At 64.8% G+C, this 20,885-nt stretch carries 6 protein-coding genes; all 6 read right to left on the bottom strand.

Translation table 11 applies throughout. The features are described 5' to 3' along the window. Positions 1–8 precede the first annotated feature (8 nt). The 6 genes from L4X63_RS07995 to L4X63_RS07970 all read right to left on the bottom strand — a co-directional run bounded on the left by L4X63_RS07995 (position 9) and on the right by L4X63_RS07970 (position 20,806). Positions 9–7,592, bottom strand: coding sequence for a beta-ketoacyl synthase N-terminal-like domain-containing protein (locus L4X63_RS07995; protein WP_250678087.1), 7,584 nt, complete (start codon positions 7,590–7,592; stop codon positions 9–11). A gap of 2 nt (positions 7,593–7,594) precedes the next feature. After that, positions 7,595–15,004 carry a type I polyketide synthase gene (locus L4X63_RS07990; RefSeq protein ID WP_250678086.1) on the bottom strand — a complete coding sequence of 2,470 codons (7,410 nt, stop codon included), beginning with the start codon at positions 15,002–15,004 and terminating at the stop codon, positions 7,595–7,597. Continuing rightward, positions 14,994–16,655, bottom strand: coding sequence for a PfaD family polyunsaturated fatty acid/polyketide biosynthesis protein (locus L4X63_RS07985; RefSeq protein ID WP_284694543.1), 1,662 nt, complete (start codon positions 16,653–16,655; stop codon positions 14,994–14,996). Before L4X63_RS07985 ends, L4X63_RS07990 begins: the two co-directional genes overlap by 11 nt. A 163-nt stretch (positions 16,656–16,818) precedes the next feature. Beyond that, positions 16,819–17,505 carry an arylesterase gene (locus L4X63_RS07980; RefSeq protein ID WP_250678085.1) on the bottom strand — a complete coding sequence of 229 codons (687 nt, stop codon included), beginning with the start codon at positions 17,503–17,505 and terminating at the stop codon, positions 16,819–16,821. 117 nt (positions 17,506–17,622) lie between these two features. Continuing rightward, positions 17,623–20,163 carry an ABC transporter permease gene (locus L4X63_RS07975; protein ID WP_250678084.1) on the bottom strand — a complete coding sequence of 847 codons (2,541 nt, stop codon included), beginning with the start codon at positions 20,161–20,163 and terminating at the stop codon, positions 17,623–17,625. Beyond that, positions 20,129–20,806 carry an ABC transporter ATP-binding protein gene (locus L4X63_RS07970; RefSeq protein WP_250678083.1) on the bottom strand — a complete coding sequence of 226 codons (678 nt, stop codon included), beginning with the start codon at positions 20,804–20,806 and terminating at the stop codon, positions 20,129–20,131. The genes L4X63_RS07975 and L4X63_RS07970 overlap by 35 nt, the downstream gene beginning before the upstream one ends. Positions 20,807–20,885 lie beyond the last annotated feature (79 nt).

Genomic DNA, 20,885 nt, shown 5'->3' with positions numbered 1-20,885 from the left:
CTTAATGGCTACTTCTTTTCGATTCTCACCGTAAAGTCATTCATCTGGTAAATGACCCTTCCGTCCACCGACAGGAAACCATCGGCAGTCATGACCTTAGCCTGGTCGTCGATCTTGGTAATCCACGCCGTGACGGTAACTTCCTTATTCGTCGGAACCACCTGTCCGCGATAGAGCCACCGATGCCTGTGGTCAAGCGCCACCGCGGCGAGCACATCGCCCTCCGACCATCCCCAGCGCCGGACGGCGGCGAACTTGACCAGTTGCAGGAACGACTCCAGCCCCAGCGATCCCGGCGTGACCGGATCCTCGTAGAAGTGCGCCTTGAAGAACCACTCCTCCGGCTGAACCTGCTTGGTTCCTTTCACGTACCCAAGCCCGGCGGGGCCGCCGTTCGGGAGGTACATCTCGATCGTGTCGATCATCCGCAGCATGGTGTCCGGGAAGGGAGGGGCCGCAGGGTAGGGGAGACACTCCGCCGCAGCCGCTTCTGCTTCATTCGGCTGGTAGATCGCGGCGTCCCTGATCCCGACCTGGTTGGCCAAGGCCTCTTTCCCGAAGAACCCGAACATGGTGTCGCCGTCATAGACGACCCCGTCCCGGTCGGCGACCGAGAAGGTGAACTCCTGGATGATCATCCCGCCGCTGTTGGCGACTTTGGTGAGGTTGGCGGTCGCCGTCAGGGTGCCGCTTTCCGGGGTAATGGGACGATACTGGACCGCGGTCCCTCCCAGGTTCCTGAAGGAGATATCGGTGGGCGAGGAAAGGGCCGATCCGACGTAGGCGGCCAGCCACCCGCACGGCTGAAGAGCGGCCTCCAGGATGACGGAGAACGGCATTCTTCCCTGGCGCTCCACCCCAAAGTACCACTCGTTCACCGGGATATCGTACTGCGCCTCGGCCATGGCTCCCGGTACCATCTTCCACGGTTCGCCACCGACGGCAGTGACCCTGTCCATGAACTGGAACGGGGGACCCGGCAGCCGGGCGATCTTCCGCTCCCGGTCGAAGACCTTGTACTTGTCCCCGAACCCCTCAGAAGGATTGCCGTTCGAGTAGGCGAGAATCTGCTCCTTCGTGTACACCGCCGGCTTCCGAGTGACATCCCCCCTCCCCTGGAGGGAGGGGGCGAGGGGGTGGGGGAAGCCTGCCTGAGGCACACTGCCAGCCGCTGTCCCCTGCTTTTCCGCCCAAAGCCTCGTGAGCTTATCCCGGTCAGTACCCGTGAGACGAGCCGACATGTTGGTGATCTCGACGATCGGCTTGCCGTCAGCGTACATGAGGGCATCCACGATGGCGTACGGCTCCGGACGGTATCCCAACTCGCGCACGGTGACCTCGTAGGTGACCACCTTGGTATTCTCCAGGACCTGGCCGCGGCAGCAAAGCTGGCTGGCCACGCCCGGAACCGGCTGCCACGCCGCTTCGTCTCCCTCGGTGATCCACCCCATCCTCAGCAGGAAGATCCTGAGTGTGTGCATGCAGCACTCGTACATGAGAGTGCCCGGCATGACCTTGTCATCGACGAAATGGCAGGTGATGAACCAATCGTCGGGACGGATATCCGCCTCGGCCCTGATGAAGCCGAGCTGATAGTGGCCCCCTTTGGGTACCAACTCTATGACGCGGTGGACAAGCCGCATCCTGCCGCCCGGGATGGTGAGGGGGCGGGTCAGGCTAAGCCCCTGGAAAAGTTGGCCGAAACAGCCCGCGAGATCCCCCTGGCGCAGGCAGTCCAGCTGTTCGCCGGTATAGGATGCCTTTTCCATCGGCACCAGGTCCTGCCAGTCGGCGGGGAGTTTGCCGGTGGTGGGGCGGAGGTCAAGAGCGCCGCGGACGATCCCTTTCCCCGCGTCCAGTTCTGCCTGCGAGAAGAACCCGGCGCAGCCGTTACGCATGGAGAGGAGCGGCTCCCCGTTGACCGTCGACTCGAAGTGGAACCGGAACAGGTAAGTGTCGTTCTGGCGGAAGAAACGCTCGATCCTGATGTCGTAGCTGATGGTTTCGCCCGGGCGCGGCAACTCGCGGTGGAAGGTGACCACTGCATCGAGAAGCCGGTAGACGGCGAGCCCGCGGGTAATGAAGTCGATGCCGAGGTAGCCGGAGAGGAAGAGGTCGGCCTGGCCCGCCTCGACCGCGATACAGGTCGGGATCCTGCCGCCGTCCAGGTACCAGGCGCCCGGAAGGACGTCGTGCTCGGTGACCACGCGGCCGCTGGTCATCGATTTCGGCTCACCCTCGAGGGTGACCATCCGGTCGACCAGCATCATAGGTTCATCGGGAAGCCGTACCCTGGTCGGAAAGCTGTCCGCCTCGGCAAAAGCCGGTCCCAGCATGCGGCCGACCGAGCCTATGGCGAACTCCATGCACATGTCGCGGTCGAATACCGCGGGCTTAACCGGCCGGACCGGCTGCACCGCCGGAGCAAGATAGACGGCAGCGCCCGCTGCACTTCCAGCATTGACCGCTGCGTGCATACAATCGGCGTCCACGGCCCCGGCCGCGCCTAGCGTGTCGCCCAAAGTGTCCACCGCATACGGCTCGGCCGGCACGCCGCCCGCCAGCATCTTCTCCTGCAAGGCAAGTTGAAGAGCCAGTGCCTCCGTCATCGAGCGGGTCAGTTCTCCCGCCACGCGCAGGTACGCGTCGTGCGCCTGAAGAGTCGCCTGCTGGGCGGCGGCAAAGTTCTGCAGCAGAGAATCAACCCCATCCTGTTCTGCGCCGGGCACCGGCGTTGCCGGAGCATTCACCGGGGCAGGATGCTCAAATGTTTGCTGGGGTGCGGTAAACGAATCGGCAGCAGAAATAGCGGGTTGCCTCTCAAAGTGAATGTTTTGGTTCATACCGGTAGCCGTCTCGGAATGCGTCCCCGCCCCCTCAAATGCTGCCGGAACGAATTCTACTTCCGGAGCCGGTGAAACTGCGGACTCGATGACGGAAGCCCCTCCGGTATTGAAATCGAACCCTTCCTGTACCGCAAATCCAACCGTCTGTGTTTGCTCGAGGTGGGCCGCCCCATTCCCAATGACTCCCTGTTCCGCACCGGCAAGATCGGCCCCAGCAACTCTCTCCCCTGTACCGGGAAGAACTGACCCAATCACTCCCTGTCCTGTGCGGGAAAGATCGGGCCCAACAACCCCCGCACCTGTACCGGCTAGATCGGCCCCAACAACACTCTCCCCTGTACCGGCAACATCGGTCCTAATAACTCCCTCCCCTGAACGGGCAAGATCGGACGCAATAACTCCCTCCCCTTCAAGGGGAGGGTTGGGGTGAGGATGGGGTGCTGCGGCCACGTCAAACCCTCCGCAGCCGGTGACGCACTTGAGCGATTTCGCCCCTGCGATCGGGACATCCTTCGCATACCCCGCCATCAGCGGCTCCAGGTCCATCGGCACCCGTTCGGCGAAGAGGTGGGCCAGCAGTTTCACCACCGCGGAATTCTCATCTCCGCCGGGGAAGCAGACCGCCCTGGCGGCATGCGGCCGCTTGTTGAGGATCCTTCCGATCATCCTCGTGCAGGATGCGCCGGGTCCCATCTCTATGAAGATGCGGACGCCGTCTTCGTAAGCCGCGTCAATCACCTTTGGGAAGTCGATCCCTTCCAGTGCCTGAGCCAGGATCGATTCCGCGGCAGACCGGCGGTTCACCTGGTACGAGGCGCCGTAGGCCCCGCTGTAGAAGGTGACGTTGCTCGGCGGATAGGTATTGAAGAGATGGAGGTCGCGGTAGGCCTCGGCCACCGGCCGCGCCACCTCGCAATGGACCGTAGTGACGCCCTGCAGCGGGAAGAACCGGCAGTCGAGCATCGCCACCACGTGCTTCACCCACTTCACGTCGCCGCCGATGACGCACTCGTCCGGGGTGTTCACGATCAGCAGGTAGACGTGCGAGCTCTTCTTGAGCGCCCTGCGGACCTCGCGCGCCGGGGCATCGACCACGCCGATGCACCAGTTGATTTCCTTCCCCTCCATCTCGCCCCAAGCCTTGCGGACCGCGCGGCACTCGCCGGCCAGGTCGTGGGTAAAGAGGGTGGAATTCTTCATGCGGGAGAGCATCAGGTCCCGTTCCTGCCAGGTCCGGGTGGCGATGAGGCCTGCGCTCTCGCCGAGGCTGTAGGTGATGACGGCGTTGGGCTTGATCCCGAAGCCCTGCACGATGTCGCTCACCGCGCAGCCGGTCGCCACCTGGCCGAAGATGACCGCAAGGTGATCTTCGTTGACCTCCTCGATCGGGGCTCCGTTCCAGAATGCTTCCGGCTGGAACTGCTCGCGCAGATACTGGTTCTCTGCGTCCTGGCGACGGAAGATCTCGGGCCAGCGGGCCGAAAGATCCTTCCCCATGTCGGCGAAGTGATTACCCGAGCCGGGAAAGACGAAGCCGATTTTCCCGGTGGCGCCGAGCGGGTTGCGGGAGAAGAAGAGCCGATCCCGTAGCGACGGGTGAAGGATCGCCTCGCTCTGGACCGAATCCGCACTCAACAGCCGCTCAGCCTGATCGATGAGCCCGATCAGTTCGTCGGGGCTGCGCGCCACCAGCGACATGGCCAACGGCTGGTTGGCCATCGCCTGCTGACGCTTGATGAGATCGCGGGAAAGGGTCGCGATATCGGGAGGAGAGGGGAGGGTTGCCTTATCCCGCAACTGAAGGAGCGCTTCGGCGATTTCACCCTGTCCGGATCCCGCGATAGGGAAGAGGAAGTCGGTTCCGGAGCCAAGCGGCGCTATGCGCGCGGCCTTCGCCTCGGCAGGAACGCTGTCATACCCCTCAAGCACCACATGGCAGCAACCGCCGTCCACGCCGAAGGCACTGACCCCGGCGTGGCGGGGCCCCTCGGCGCGATTGCGGAGCCAGAAGCGGGGCCCTGAGGGGAGGAAGAAGGCGTCGTTGCCGGAGAATTTCGACAGCGGTGCTTTCCCCGCGGGCGCGGGCGGAATGATCTCCTGGTAAAGTGCCAGGGCCGCTCGTGCGAGGGATGCGATACCGCTTGCGGCACCGCAGTGGCCGATGGTTCCCTTGACGGCGGTGACCGGGAGCCGGCGGGGAGCGAATTTCGAAGTGGAACCGGCGGGCTGGAAGAAGTCGGAGAGGGCGGCGCACTCCATCCGGTCCTCGGCGGGATCGCCGCTGCCGTGAGCCTCCACGAGACCAACCCGGACCGGGTCGATCCCGGCCTCGCGGTAGGCGCGTTCGAGCGCCCGGCGGTACGCAGCCGCACCCGGCAGCTTCAACTCCCCGTTGGCGTCGCCGACCCCTTTGATGACGGCGTAGATCCGGTCTCCGGCGGCCTGGGCATCCTCAAGGCGCTTGAGAACCAGAGCCGCGGCACCTTCGCCGATGACGGTGCCGTCGGCACTTTGGTCGAAGGGGGTAGCCCGGCCCGATTTCGAGAAGGGGCGGGCCATGTGATGGCCCCAGGCAGCACGCAGGTCGCCGGCAAGGTCCACCGCTCCGACGATGGCGCGATCGATCTCGTTCAACTGCAGCTGGCGCACCGCAGTCTGCAGGGCGTGGATTCCCGAGCTTTCCTCGCTGGAGATGGTGAAGCTTGGGCCGCCGCAGCGGAATTCGCGGGCGACGCGGCTGGCCACCACGCTTCCCAGGGCACCCATGGTCCGGTTGGCGGTAAGTGCGGGGCCGCTCTTTTCGCGCAATTCCTGGATCCAGGCGGCGAGCTGCTCGTCGTTCAAGTCGAGGCCGAGCTCCTTGGCCCAAATCCGCGCCTTCTCCGCGATGGACCACCGGAAGCTGAAGTTGGTGCTGTTGAGGTCGAGAGCGATCCCGACGAAGACCCCGGCGCGCAGGTTCTCCGAACGATCCAGCTTCGCATCGCCGATGGCCGCCGCCGCCGATTGCAGCATCAGAAGCTGCTGCGGCAGCATCTCCTCCATCTCGCGCGGCGGAATGCGGAACTGATTGAGCGGCACCGAAAAGCCGTCCACGAAATAGCCCGCAAACGGGGTAGACGACAGCCCGTCCTGAGCAAACCATTCGCTCTTCTCCGCGCCCCACCAATCCGTCGGCCGTCCCGGTTTACTCTCCTGGTCTCCCCCGAGCACATGCGCCTGGAACGAAGCAAGCGACTGCCACTTCCCAAACCGCGCATCCAGCCCGACGATAGCGATATCATCGCCCCCCGTCTGGCCAGAGGTTCCCCCTTTTGCGAAGGGGGGGCAGGGGGGATTTGCCTTGGAGTCGACGTGGGCCCCAACCGCCGCGTCAACCTCCTCCAACTCCTCCTGCCCAACCCACTCCTCAACGAGCAGGTGTGCATTGATCCCGCCAAACCCGAAGGCGCTGACCCCGGCCCTGCGCGGGATCCCGTCTCCGCGGCGGATCCACGGCGCCGGAGACTTGAGCACGCCGAACGGGCTCTGTTCCAGCCCGAAGTTGGCGGGAGCCTGTGCGAAGTTGGCCGTCGGGGGGAGGGTTTCCTCGGCCATGGCTAAAAGTACCTTGGTGAGGGCAGCCGATCCGGCGGCGGTGAGGAGATGGCCGATGTTGGACTTGACCGAGCCGATCACGCAGCACTTTTCCGATCCCGGTGCGGCTCCCCAAAGTTCCTTGAGGCTCGCGACCTCGGTGGCGTCCCCGACCGGCGTGCCGGTCGCGTGGCACTCGATGAGGTCGACGTCCTGCGGCGCCCATCCCGCCTTCGCGTAGGCGCCGCGCATGGCGCGCAGCTGCCCGTCCGAAAGCGGTGCCAGGAGGCTTCCCCCGACATCGTTCGAAACGCCTACGCCGCGGATGATCCCGTAGATCTTGTCGCCGTGCTTGAGAGCGTCCTGGGTCCGCTTCAGCACGAAGATACCGGCCCCTTCGCCGACCACGAGACCGTCGCCGGTGGCGTCGAACGGAGCGCAGATGCCGCGCTTGGAGAGCGCCCGCAGCTGTGAGAAGCCCATCTGGGTGAAGAGGGGATCGGGGCGGGAGAGTCCGCCGGTCAGCATGGCGTCGGCCCGGCCGGAGGTCAGCTCGTCCACGGCAAGCTTGATGGCGTAGAGGGAGGAGGCGCAGGCGGCGTCGAGCGTGAAGGCTCCGCCGCCAAGCCCGAGGGCGGCAGCCAGAAGGCCCGCCGGGAGCCCGGCAACGTAGCGGTTGAGGGGCTCGGTGGCGGCGGTCTCGATGGCCTTGCCGATGAGCTTTTCCTCGAAGGTGCGGCCGAGGAGCGCGCGGGTGATTTCGGCGGATTTTTCGCTGGGGAGGGCGAGGTTGCCGATGATGACGCCGACCCGGGAGAGATCGACCGGCTTGGTGACCGCGCTCCCAAACGCGCGCTTCCCTGCGTGCAGGAGGAGCCGGAACGCTGGGTCGAGCCGGGAGATCTGGGGCTGGTCGATGAAGAGGCCGTCGAGCTCAGAGAGCGGCGGCAGTTCCTCGACGAAGCAGCCGCGGCGCGAGTAGACGTGGTCAGGCTTGCCGGGCTCGGGATCGAAGGCGGTATCGGCGGAGATCTGCCATCTACCCTCGGGGACTTCCCTGGCGGCACTTTTGGCGGAACGGATGTTTTCCCAGAACGTGGTGAGGTCGGGAGCGCCGGGGAAAATCCCGCCGATCCCGACGATGGCAACCGAGGGGGACTGCTCTTTCATGCTCAGGCGGCCCCCATCACGGAAACCGGCTGCAACTTGTTACGCTGGAATGCCTGCTTGAGCGATGGATCGATCACACACTCATATCCTTCGAGGCGCGCCACCAGCTTGCCGTTGTGGCGGTCGAGGAATTCCATGTCGGCGGTGGCACCGTGGGCGCTTTCCGAGGTGACGCGGATGACCACCTGGACCCCTTCGCGCGGGAAGCTTTCCTGGAACTGCCGGTAGCGGCCGGCGAAGCAGGGGAGGGACCCGGCACCGAAACGCTCGAAGCTCCAGAGGATCATCATCTGGAAGGCGCTGTCGATCACCAGCGGATCGGTCAGCCAGGCGCTTCTCAGCGGATGCTTGATCCAGTTGCCCGGGGCCGGAGCCTTCTTGACGATGGCGGCGATCCCCTTGGCGGAGCAGCCGTCGACCTGCTCGATGCCGTGCAGATCCGGGCCGTGGAAAAGGCGTTCGCGGTTGTAGATCACCCCGTTTTCCGGCGTGTAGGGAGTGCTGGGGATCTCGGTGATGGACCTGATCCCTTCCGGGTGCTTGGTGGCCAGCACGATCTCGGCCCGGGCGTGGAGCACCGTCTTGCCGTTGGCCCCCTCGCTGCAGAGCTCGACCGGAACCAGGTGGAAGGACTCGCGTTTCTCGGCGCGGCCCGCCATCACACTCAGCTTGAAGCCGGTGTTGTTCTCGAAGACCACCCCTTTGCAGATCCGGAGATCGTTGAAGCCGTGGAAACGGAAGCCGGGGTTGCCGTGGAGGGCGCCGTGGGCGAGCCATTCCACGATGATGGCCATCGGGAGGACCGCCTTGCCGTCCAAGACGTGGGAGCGGAGGAACGGGTAATCCGAGACGGTGAGGGTAAGGCCGAATGCTTCATGAAGAACCTGCGGCTTGGCGGGTGCCGCGGCGCTCTCGGGGAGACCGAGTCCTGCCAGGGCCACGATCTCGACCGGGGCGCCAGTGGCTGCAATCTCGCGGGCCAGGAAGGCGCCCCCTTCGGCGAGATCGATCACGCCGATCCCTTCGCCTGCGAAGACCTTTTTGAGGGCGGGGGTGACCATGCCGCCGTCCCAGGGGCCCCAGTTGATGCTGACGGCGCGGCAATTTTCACGGCGCCGGGCTTCGCGCTGGGCGACCTTGTTCAGTACCTCGTTGGCCACGGCGTAATCGACCTGGCCGACGCGGCCGAAGCGGCCGGTGCTGGAGGAGAAGAGGGCGATGAAGCGCAACTCGTCGGTGCGGGTGGCATTGAGGAGAGACCTCAGGCCATGAACCTTGGTGCCGTAGACCTGCTCGAACTGCTCGATCGACTTGTCGACGATCAGCCGGTCGGCAAGTACGCCGGCGCCGTGGACGATGCCGCGGATGGTCCCGCGCGAGCGGCGGACCTCGGCCAGCACGAGCTCCATCGCTCCCTGGTCGCGGATGTCGACCGAGCGGTAGATGACTTCGGTGCCGGTAGCGGAGATCTTGGAGAGGGTATCCCGCAGCTCACGGGCGGCCGATACGGCGCGGTAACGCTCCTCTATCTCGCGCGGGTGAAGCTTTCCGGTCGCCTGCTGCATGATGGCCCGCTTGATCTCGCTCTCCTCGGTCAGGGGGACCAGCCAGGCCGGTTCCTCTTCCGGTTCCGGGGAGCGGCCAAGGAGGACCAGGAATGGGTGGTATTGCTCAGCCAGGGCGAGGGCCGCCGCCGCAGTGACGCCACGCCCGCCGCCGGTGATGACGACCACGTCGCCTGTTTCAACGGCGGGCGTTTCCGGAGCGGAGGTTTCGGCGAGGATCTCGGTTTTGAGGCCGACCCTGCCTGCCGGGGAGAGGCCGACTTCTACCGGGCCGCGGCGCAGCAATTCGAGAACCACGGCGCTGGCGGCTGCCGACTGGTGCGGGAAGGCTCCGAGGTCGATGGCTTTGCAGGAAACTTCCGGCCACTCGCGTGCGGCGGTTTTGGCCAGGCCGGCGAGTCCACCGGAAAGCGGATCCTTGAGGGAAGCCTCGTCTCCGAACCCGAAGGCGCCGTCGAGCCTGGAGACGGTGACAAATACGGCGTCTTCCTCGTCCTTCCCGGTCTGGATGAGCGCCTCGGAGGCGTTCTTGAGGAGCTGGAAGGCGTTCTTTAGGAACAGGTCGTCGGTCCCGCTGACCGGTGCCGAGACGATCAAGCCGGAGAGCTTGCCGGTCGGGACCGTCTGGTGGGCATTGGCGGGGTCGATCTTGCGAACGGTGCAGCCATGCTCGAGGAGGATGCTGCAGAGTTCGGCGGTGAACGGGGATTGGTCGTCGGTAACCCAGATTTCGCTGTCATTCGCCAGCGTGATGGCATCTGCGTCGTCCTCCTCGGTCAGGGCGGCCGGGACGACCGTGCTTCTCTCGATAGGATGGACGATGGCCGGTTCAGCTTTGGCAGCTTTAGCCGGTTCGACTTTGGAGGCTACGGTAGCCGCCTGTTCGGGAGCTGAAGGCTGCTGAGCGGCAGGTGCCGGGGCAGCCTGAGGAGCCCCGGCAGTGGCTCCGTCGAGGAAGGATGCGATATCCCCCAGCGTTCTGAGGGTGCCGAGGTGTTCCGGCCCGATGTTAGGGGATCCCGGGAGCCGCTCCTGGAGAGTGGAAAGGATCTCGACCCGCTTGATGGAGTCGATCCCGAGATCGGAGTCCATCCCCATTTCCAGTTCCAGCATGTCGACCGGGTACCCCGTTTTCTCGCTCACAACTTCGAGAAGCACGGCCGCCACATCCTGGCCCTGAATCAGCCCCGCCTGGGTAGCAGAACTTGCCCCTGCCGCCGGGAGAATGGTACCCTCCCCGACAGGGTGAGGATGGGGTACCGAAGCCATGCCAGCCGACAGGTGCCCAGCGATATCCCCCAACGTCCTCAACGTTCCCAGGTGCTCCGGGCCGATGGTGGGTGAGCCGGGAAGCCGCTCCTGGAGCGTCGAGAGGATCTCGACCCGCTTGATGGAATCGATGCCGAGATCGGAATCCATCCCCATCTCAAGCTCGAGCATGTCAACCGGATACCCGGTCTTTTCGCTCACAACCTCAAGAAGTACCGCAGCGACGTCGGAGCTTTCCAGGCACCCTTGAGTCCCTTGGGTCCCTTGAGTCCCTTGAGTCCCTTGAGTCCCTTGAGTCCCTTGGCGGCCGACACCATTGGCAAGATGCCCGGCGATGTCGCCCAGCGTTCTCAGAGTCCCCAGGTGCTCCGGTCCGATGGTGGGGGAACCCGGCAGCCGTTCCTGCAAGGTGGAGAGGATCTCGACCCGTTTGATGGAGTCGATCCCCAGGTCGGAATCCATCCCCATCTCAAGCTCAAGCATATCCACCGGATACCCGGTCTTCTCGCTCACCACCTCAAGCAAAACCGCAGTGACGTCGAAGCTTACCACGCTCCCTTGGGTCCCTTTGGTCCCTTGAGTCCCTTGCAGCCCGCCCCCCTTCGCGAGGTGCCCGGCGATGTCCCCCAATGTCCTCAGTGTCCCCAGGTGCTCCGGTCCAATGACCGGGGAACCCGGAAGCCTTTCCTGCAGAGCGGAAAGGATCTCGACCCGCTTGATCGAGTCGATGCCGAGATCCGAGTCCATCCCCATGTCGAGCTCGAGCATCTCCACCGGGTAGCCGGTTTTCTCGCTCACGACAGCCAGCAGTGTTTCCGTGACCTGTGCCGCAGGCGCCGACGCTGCAGCCGCGCCAATGGTACCAGCCCCTTCAAGGGGAGAGACAGGGTGAGAATGGGGTGCCGAAGCCATACCTGCCGAAAGATGCCCGGCGATATCCCCCAACGTCCTCAAAGTTCCCAGGTGCTCCGGCCCGATCACCGGGGAGCCGGGAAGCCGCTCCTGGAGCGCCGAAAGGATCTCCACCCGCTTGATCGAGTCAATGCCCAGATCCGAATCCATCCCCATGTCGAGCTCGAGCATCTCCACCGGGTAGCCGGTTTTCTCGCTGACCACAGCCAGCAGCGTCTCGGTGACCTTGGAAGGTCCGGCTGCCGGGGTAGCAGCCATCGGTGCCGGAGCCGGGGCGATAACTGCCGCCACCGGAGCTGCAACCGGAGCCGCCTGGGCTGCCGGTGCAACGGATGCCTGACGAGCCTGCGCCTGGGCCGGTGCCTGCTGTGCTGCAACCGGAGCCGGGCTGGCCGTAATCGGGGCCTGCATCGGGGCCGCGGCTGGGGCGGAGGCGAATGACAGAGCTGCCGGATAAGCGGCCACGCCACTGGAAATGATGCGTTGCTGCTGCTCCAGCAGGGTCTGGAAGGTCTTCGCCGCGGTTTCCTGGCCTTCCAGGAACCTGCGGTGCAATTGTGCGGTATCCTCCTGCATCCTCTGAAGGATCGCCATGCTTTCCCTGGTCATCCGCAGAGTCTCGCTGAGGACCGTCGGCGGAACCTGCGCTGCGACCGGGCGAACGGCCTGCGGTTGCGAACTGTTCGCGAACGCCTGCGAAGCGGTGGCAACCTGGGGGGCGGCGGGTGCAGCCTGTGCCGCCAGTGCCGGCTGGATGCCCGCAGTGGGCTGTGCCGCCGGGGCTGCCGCAGGTGCCGCAACCTGGGCGGTCACGGCGGGACGCTGGACCGGCGGCTTCTTCGCCTTCGGCTTCACGTAGTTGGCGCCGGAGATCGGCACCGTCATGAGCTTCTTCTTGCCAGCCACCGCCGGAACATGCCCTTCATCCCAGGCGGCGAGCTTGACCGGGAACCCGGCCGCCGCCAGTTGGGAGAGCGCGCGGGCGAGGTCGGCGATTCCGGCGCGCTTGCCGGAGGAGGAGTCGATGGCGATGGCCTGGTGCGGACGGTCTCCGAGGATGGCCTGAACGAGTCCGCTCAGCCGGTTGCCGGGGCCCACCTCAACGAACGTAGTGATCCCTGCCTGGTACATCGCCTCGATCTCGGCCACGAACTCCACCGGTTTGGCCAGTTGACCGGCCAGCAGGGCCTTGGCGGCAGCCTGGTCGGCGGGGTACTCGGCGGCGGTGGTGTTGGCGTAGACCGGGATCTCGCCCTTCTTGATCTCCACCTTCTCGAGGGCGGCCAGGAACGGTTTGGCGGCATCGGCAACCAGCGCACTGTGGAACGCGGCGGCTACCGGAAGCTGTTTGCAGGTCATGCCGCGGGCGGTGAAGACATCCTTCGCCCGCACGATCTCCTCGGTCTTGCCCGAAAGGACAGCCTGGGTCGGGGCGTTCTTGTTGGCGATCACCAGGTCGAGTTTCTCTTCCTTGATGACCTCGCTCACCTTGGCGAGCGGGGCGGCCACCGCGAGCATGCTCCCCTTGTCGCCTTTTCCTTCGCCCATCAGGCGGCCACGCAGGCGCGAGAGGGCGTGCAGGCTCTCCTCGCCGATCTTTCCGGCCGCGCAGAGGGCGGTGAGCTCACCGTAGCTGTGACCGGCGACGGCGGCGGGGACGATACCGAAATCCTGGACGAGACGGAGGGCGCCGAGGCTGGTGGCGCCAATGGCGGGCTGGGCGGCCTCGGTGGACCTCAGCTCTTCTTCCTGCCGGTTACGTGTCTCGGCGTCGAAGGCGGAGATCGGGTAGATGAGGTCGGAGAGGAAAGCGCCGTTTTCGGCCAGGAAGCCGTCATTGGCGTTGACGACGCTGCTCATGACCTGCGGGAAACGGCAGCAGAGGTCGTTCAGCATCCCGGTGTACTGGGAGCCCTGGCCGGGGAAGACCACGCCGAGCTTGCCGCTGTTGGCGCCGCAGGCATAGAAGGCGCCGTCCGGGGTCTGCCAGGCCCCCTTCGGGTTTTTCTCCAGCATGGCGCGGGCGTTCTTTACGATAGCGGCGAGATTGGTCTTGTTCCTCTCCGCCGCGATCGCGAGGCGGCAGGGGGCGGCCGGGTCGAAATTCTTGCGCAGCGTCGCCGCGAGATCCCTCAGTGCATTCCACGAAGAGGCCACGCTCTCCAGTTGCCCGAGGGCGGAAGAGAGGACCGCCGGGGTTGCGCCGGACAGGGGAATGATTTGGCTGTGGCCGTCCCAGTCAGCCACGTTCTTCTCGGCGCGGAACTCTTCGAGCACCAGGTGGAAGTTGGAACCGCCGAAGCCGAAGGCGCTGACCGCTGCACGCCGGGGGATGCCGGGGCGCGGGAACCAGGGACGCTTCTGGGTCGGGATGTAGAAGGGGGAATTCCCGGCGACCACCTCTTTTTGCGGGGTCTGGACCTTGATGGTCGGCGGGATCACCTTGTGGTGCAAGGCCATGGCGGCCTTGATGAGACCGGCGGCGCCTGCCGCGGCCTTGGTGTGGCCGATCTGGGACTTAACCGAACCGAGCGCGCACCACGGCTTGTCCGCCTTGCCGTACACCTCGCGCAGGGCGGAGATCTCGACGGCATCGCCGACCTTGGTGCCGGTTCCGTGCGCCTCGATCATCGAGATGCTGTCGGGAGTTACCCCGGCGGCAGCGTAGGCGGAGACGAGTGCATTCTTCTGGCCGGATGCGCTGGGGGCGTAGATGGCGTCCCCTTTGCCGTCGCTGGAGGAGCCGATGCCAGTGACCACCGCATAGACCCGGTCGCCGTCGCGTTCGGCGTCGGCGAGCCGCTTCAGCACCACGAGCCCCAGCCCTTCGCCTAAGATGGTTCCGTCGGCGGAGACGTCAAAGGGCTTCGCGTTCCCGGCCGGGGAGAGCGCCGGGGTTTTGCTGAAGCACATGTACATGAAGATGTCGTTGAAGGTATCGATCCCGCCGGTCACCACGATGTCGGATTTGCCGGAGGTGAGCTCCAGGGCGGCGAGGTTAAGAGCGGCAAGCGAGCTGCCGCAGGCGGCATCCACCACGCAGTTGGTGCCGCCCAGGTCGAAGTTCTTGCTGATGCGGCCGGCGACCACGTTGCCGAGCAGGCCCGGGAAGGAGTTCTCCTGCCAGGAGACGTAGGAGTCGGCGATCCGCTCCACGACGTCCTTGGCGACCGCTTCGTCCACCCCTGCGTCCTTGAGGGCCGAACGCCAGATCGGGTGGCCGAGGCGGGCGCCCAGGGGGATCACCAGCTCAAGGGTGCCGGTGACGCCGAGGATGACGCTGGCGCGGGCCTTGTCGAAGGTGCGGTCGGGGCCGTAACCGGCGTCCTTGAGCGCCTGGCCGGCGGCCACCAGGCCGAGGAGCTGGGAGCTGTCGATCGCCTCCAAAACGTTGGGAGGGATGTTGAACTCCATCGGGTTGAAATCGACGGGGGAGAGGAAACCTCCGCGGCGGCCATAGGTGCGGTCCGGGCTCTTCTGGTCCTGGTCGAAGTAATCTTCGACCGCCCAGTGGGTGTCGGGGACCTCGGTAATGGCATCGATGCCTTCGGCGATGTTGGCCCAGTATCCGGTACGATCCTCGGCCTTGGGGAAGAGGCAGCCGATACCGATGATGGCCAGCTCGTTTCCTTTGCGGGCGGCGGGTTTGATTTCGTCAGTTTTCAACAAGATACTCCTTGATCTTGGCTAGTTCGAGAGGCTCGACCGTCAGGGCGTCCTGGGGGAGCTGGATGCCTTGGCTGCGGAGAACGTTGGCGCGGTTGAGCTGCGCCGCACCGTGCAGGATGTTGAGGGCGACGTCAACGACCTTGCGGTTGGCGGGGGGCTCCAGGAACGACCCGGTGGCCCATTCGTTGAATGCTCCCATGGCGGGTCCGCACCAGACCTGGTAATCCATCCGGCGTTGTTCGGCCCCATCCTTGGCCCAATGGGCGGCCATGCCGAGGTACCAGCGGAAGACCAGCGCCATCAGGTGTTTCGGGTCGCGCTCGGCGCGTTCGACCTGGGAGGGGTCGCGGGTCAGGAAGTAGCTGCGGGTGTCGCGCCAGATCTGGTCGAAGGTCGCCTGAAAGAAGGTCTTTTCCAGCTTCTCCCGTTCGGCGGCCGGGATCTCCTCCAGCGACCGGTAGGCGCGGTAGAACTCGTAGAGCTTGGCCGCCCGCATCGGGAACATGGTTCCGCGCTTCAGCACCTGGACGGTGACCCCCATCTCGAACATGTCGGCGGCGGGGGCCATGATGACGTCGGCCTGGCGGGTGTCGGCCAGCATCCCCCTGACGGCGTCGGAGGTGCCCGATTCGACGCAGGCCTGGTTGACCGAGCCGGTCATGATGTAGGCGGCGCCCATGGCGAAGGCGGCAGCGGCTGAAGCCGGGGTGGAGATCCCTCCGGCCAGGCCGGCCCGGAGCTTCACGTCGTAGCCGTGCGTTTGCTGGAGCCGGGAGGCCAGGGAAGCGATGGTCGGGAAGAGGGCGATGGCGGGGCGGTTGTCGGTATGTCCGCCGGAATCGGCCTCGGCGGTGACGTCCTGGGCCAGCGGGATCTGGGCGGCCAGTTCGGCCTGCTCCTCGGTGATGGATCCGTTGGCAACCAGTTCGCGGAGAAACTTCTCGGGGGCGGGGGCGAAGAACTTCGCCGCCAGCTCCTCGCGGGAGACCTTGGCGATGATCCGGTTGGGAGCGACGATACGTCCGTCGGCCTCGCGCCTGATCCCATGCACCCGGTAGCGAACGAGCGGGAGCGTCAGGGCAAGGAAGGCCGAGGCCTCTACGATGCGGACCCCTTTGCGGATGTAGAGCTCGGCCAGTTCACGCTCCAGGTCGGGCTCGTGGGGGGAGTGGATAAGGTTGAAGCCGTAGGGGATCTTTCCGAGGGAGGATGCCAGCCGGTCGGCGGCGTCTTCGACCTGGCGAAGGGGAAGCCCTGCGGCGCCGAACATCCCGAGCATCCCGGCGCGCCCGAGTTCTTCGGCGATGGCGGCGGAACTGATCCCCTTGGCCATCGAGCCGCCGAGATAGGGGAAGCGGATGCCGAGCTCGCGGCAGAAAGAGGGATCGCCCAGATGTTCGGGAAGGGAAGGGGGGGCAAAGGCTACCACTCGCGCACCCTCGCGGGCTAACGGGGCGCCCTGGCCGGTGCGGGCCAGTTCGGGGGTGAGCACGCCGTCCTGGTGGACCAGGTAGAGGGGGTGACGGACCGAGCGGAGGGCTTCCTTGAGCGCGGCGTGGTCAAGCCCGGTGTCCCCGGCGGCGGAACCTGTTCCCAGGGTATGGGCGGAGTGGCCGGACGCGTCATAACTAAAAGAAAACTGGTTCAAACGTGCTACTCCTGTTGCCGATGTTTTCTAGCGGGTCCATGGGTGGTCGGAGGGCAGTAGTACGAGGCTTGGAAATCCTCCCTTAAAACAGACCATGTTTACATTAAAATGGTCGAAAAGGCAAGTCTGGAGGTGAAAAGTTCGAGCGTAACAGTAGGTAAATTCAGCTTCCGCTCTGTTTCTTCGACCGTTTTCTCTCAATGGCTTTTACGGTATACGGATAGACTGTCTCAGTGACGATTTTGTATCCGTTTGCGGTGGGATGAATGCCGTCCGAAAGGTTGAGGCTCGCGTCGCCCGCCACCCCTGTGAGGAAAAAGGGGACGAGGATGAGGTGATGTGCCTGAGCGGCCTCGGGGTAGATCTTCACGAATGACGTGGTGTAACCGGTTCCCATGTTGGTGAGCATTTGCATCCCCGCCAGCACCACCTCGACGCCGTGGGCCTGCAGTCCGGTGACAATACGGTCGATGTTCCGCTTGACTACCGCGGGGTCGATGCCGCGCAATCCGTCGTTGGCGCCGGTCTCCAGGATGACGATGTCCGGTTTGAGCTTGAGGATCCAGTCGATCCGCGAGAGCGCTCCCGACGAGGTCTCGCCGCTGATCCCGGCGTTGACCACCTTCCAGTGGTAGCCTGCGGCCTCGAGTTTCCTCTCCAGTTGGGCCGGGTAAGCCTCGTCCTCCTTCACCCCGTAACCGGCGGTGAGGCTGTCTCCGACTGCCACGATGGTCCCTTCCGCCTTAGGCTGGTCGGCGGGCTGTCGCGCGGTTGCCGGTTCCTCTTTCTTGCATCCGCCCATGAGCGTGCAGAAGGTAAGGGCGCACGCCACCAGCGTTATCGGTCTCATGTGAAAAATCCCCCTTGGATACTTATCCGCGTATCTCTTTACCCTGCGTGTCTCCCTCCCGGCCGGCAACCACTCCCCTTCGCCCCTGTTCATCCTCTTCCCAATCACCCTCGCACCTCACTCCTCCGCATGCTCCCTCAAAAAGACCACCGGCTTTTGCCGCAGGATGGGGATAGTCGCCGCCATCCCGACCACCATCACCAGCACGGTGGTAGCCAGCACCAGCAGGAGACTCTGGGCGAGGTAGGGGTGGTACTCCATGTCGAGGCTCTTCCGGCAGATCGCCAGGCTTGCCACCTGGGAGATCGCCAGGGCGATGACGCCGCTGGATACGCCCAAGAGCAGGTTCTCGACGGCGAAGACCGCCATGACGAACCTGGCCCGGGCTCCCAGGATGGTGAAATAGACGGCTTCCTGGGTGCGGGCGTAGCGGGTGGCGAATACCGAGCTGACCACGATCAGTATCCCGGCCAGCAGGCTGAAGGAGGTGAAGAACCTGACGATGGTCGAGAGTTTCCCCATGATGCGTCCGAAGAGCTCCGCGGTCTCGGTGAGGTCGATGACGCTGATGTTGGGAAAGCGCTGGACGATCCGGTTCTGGACGGCTGCTATCTCCTTCTTGGCGATACGGGCCGCGCAGAAAAGGGTCTGGGGGGCATCGGCCAGGACGCTCGGCGGGAAGACAAAATAGAAGTACGGGGTGAACCCGCTGCTGTTTCGCGTGCGGATGCTGGAGATCCGGGCCTCGATCGGGATCCCTTGGACCCGGAAGGTCAAGGTGTCGCCCACCTTCATTTGGTGCATCTTCAGCACGGTATCGAGCACCGAAACCTGGGGCACCTGCCAATCGTTTCTGAAGAGGGCCTTCCCCGCGGTAATCCGCTCGTCCGGCAAAAGGTAGTCGCGGTAGGTGAGGTTGAATTCGCGGCTCAGGTTGTCTCCCCTCGACTGGCGCTGCTTTGCCATGTCGACCGGCTCACCGTTGATGGCGTTGATGGTGGCCCGTATGATGGGGAAGAATTCCCCCTTGGTCCCCAGCGTCTTGGCAAAGTCGTCCTTTTGCGCCGGCTGGATGTCGATGAAGAAAACGGTCGGCGCACCCGGCGGGAAAGACTGAATGAAGGAGGCATCGAGATTCTGCTCGACCAGGGTGATGGCGAAGATGACCGCGAAACCGGCCGAAAGGGTGACCAGGATCGGGCGGGACGCATTGCGCGGCCTGAAGAGCCCCTTGAGCGCCTGGCGCAGGGCGAGGTTTTTCGGGTGGAGCCTCTTCAATCCCCACAGGATGATGGAGGCCAGCACGAACGCGGCGAAGACGAGCCCCACGATCGCCCCGACGAAGTAGAGCCCGGTGGTCACGTCCCGTATTTTCAGCAGGACCATCGCAAAGAAAAAGAGGGTACCGGTGCCGCCGATGACCCAGGTCGAGCGGGTCCAGAATCCCTCCTGTTCCTCCTTGCCGAGGATGATGCGCGGCTTCACCTCCTTGAGCCGGTACAGGGGGAGGGCGGTGAAAAGGAGCACCACGATGAACCCGATCGCCACCCCTTCGGCCACCGCCCACCCCGAGACGGCATAATCGACCTGGGCCGGGATGAGCCCGCTGAAAAGCCTGGGCAGATAGCGCTGGAGGGCGAAGCTGGCCGCAAGCCCCGCCACGGTCCCCGTGAGCCCGAGGAGCAGGGTGACCGCCAGGAAGTGGCCGATGATGTAGCGGCTTTTCGCCCCCACCGCCTTCATGACCGCGATGGTCTTCTCCTGCTCTTTGAGAAGGGCGAAGAGGGTGCTCTGGATGCCGAACCCGGCCAAAAGAAGGGTGAAGATCCCGCTTAAATCCAGGAAAAAGAGGAGGTTGTCGAAGAACTTCTTCACCCGCGAGTCGGCGTCCCGGTAGGTCTCCACCCGCACCCGGCTCTCTCCGGCCGCGCTCCGGAGCGCCTCCACCACCGGCGCGAGCTTCGCCTGGTCAGTCAGTTTGGCGAGTGTCACGTACTCCGCGCGGCTCCCCTTGCCCAAGAGGCCAATGGCCGGGAGATCCGCCGCCGGAACGAAGACCCGGGGCCCGAGCGCGAAGAAATTGACCGGCCGGTCCGGTTCCTGGACGACTACATCCTTGACGGTAAGTGTCGCATTACCTATGCGTACCCGGTCCCCGGTCCTGACGCCGAGGCGGTCGAGGAAAGACCTTTCGGCAATGAGGCTCCCGGTGGTTAGCACTTCGTGGAACGGGCGGCCGGAGGCGAGGAGTACCTGTCCGTAGAAAGGGTATCCCGGCTCGACCGCCTTGAGATCCGACAGCAGCGATCCTTCTCCGGTGGTCTTCTGGATGACGGTGTAGAAGTCGTAGTAGCGGGCGGTCGTGATGGCGCGGTTTCTCGTCAGGGCCGCGATCTCAGTCTCCAGGGGAGGAGGGAGCTGGGCGTGGGCGCGGACGATGATGTCCGCCGCGTGGAGGGCGCGGGCGTCCCGCCAGAGGGAGCGCTGGACGCTCCGGTTGAAGCTCCCGAGGGAGACCAGGGTGATCATAGAGAGAGCGACGCAGAGGACGAAGAGGGCCGACTGGCGTCTGGCTCCGGTTATCTGTCGCAGGATGAAGTGAGCGTTGACCATGGCGGGGCGATCAGGAGCGCTGGCCGGTGACGATGCGGCCGTCACGGAGGGTGATGACCCGGTCGGCGCTGGCGGCTATCTCCTGGCTGTGGGTGACCAGGATGAGGGTGGTCCGCCGCTCGCGCTGCAACTCCAGAAGAAGTTCGAGGATACCGGCTCCGTTCACCGAATCGAGGTTGCCGGTCGGTTCGTCGGCGAAGACGATTGGGGGATCGTTGATGAGAGCACGGCAGATGGCGCAGCGCTGCTTCTCGCCTCCGGAGAGTTGGTGCGGAAAGCTGTTGAGCCGCTCCGAAAGCCCAACCCGCCCCATGAGCGACTCTGCCTTCCCGCGGGCCTGCGGGTCTCCCTTCAGCTCGGCCGGAAACATCACGTTCTCCCGCGCGGTCAAGGAAGGAACCAGGTGAAAGGATTGGAAGACGAAGCCGAAAGTGGTGTTTCTCAAGGGGGCCAGCGCGTCCTCGCCGAGATCGGTGATGTCCATCCCGCCGATCAGCACGCGGCCGCGGTCGGGGCGGTCCAGCCCGGAAAGGATGGAGAGGAGGGTCGACTTCCCGCTCCCGCTTTCCCCCTTCACGACCAGGAATTCCCCCCGCTCGACCTTAAGGGAGACATCGTCGAGTACCGGCACCGGTCTTCCTGCGATGAGATAGATTTTGGAGAGAGTGGTTGTCTCGAGAATGGGCATGCAGTTTCCGCCAGTAGTCCGCCAAGTCCAACGCTCCCCCCTTCGAGGGGATGGGTGGGTGAGGATGGGGTAGTGATAC

Source organism: Geomonas sp. Red32 (assembly GCF_023652955.1).
In the GTDB taxonomy this organism is placed as follows: domain Bacteria; phylum Desulfobacterota; class Desulfuromonadia; order Geobacterales; family Geobacteraceae; genus Geomonas.
The sequence above is the reverse complement of the archived record's forward strand: the minus strand, read 5'-3'. Positions and strand labels throughout refer to the sequence as shown.

Excerpts from the sequence above, each read along its gene's own strand:
- L4X63_RS07995 (WP_250678087.1), bottom strand. The coding sequence starts at position 7,592 with ATGAAAGAGCAGTCCCCCTCGGTTGCCATCGTCGGGATCGGCGGGATT.
- L4X63_RS07980 (WP_250678085.1), bottom strand. The coding sequence starts at position 17,505 with ATGAGACCGATAACGCTGGTGGCGTGCGCCCTTACCTTCTGCACGCTC.
- L4X63_RS07970 (WP_250678083.1), bottom strand. The coding sequence starts at position 20,806 with ATGCCCATTCTCGAGACAACCACTCTCTCCAAAATCTATCTCATCGCA.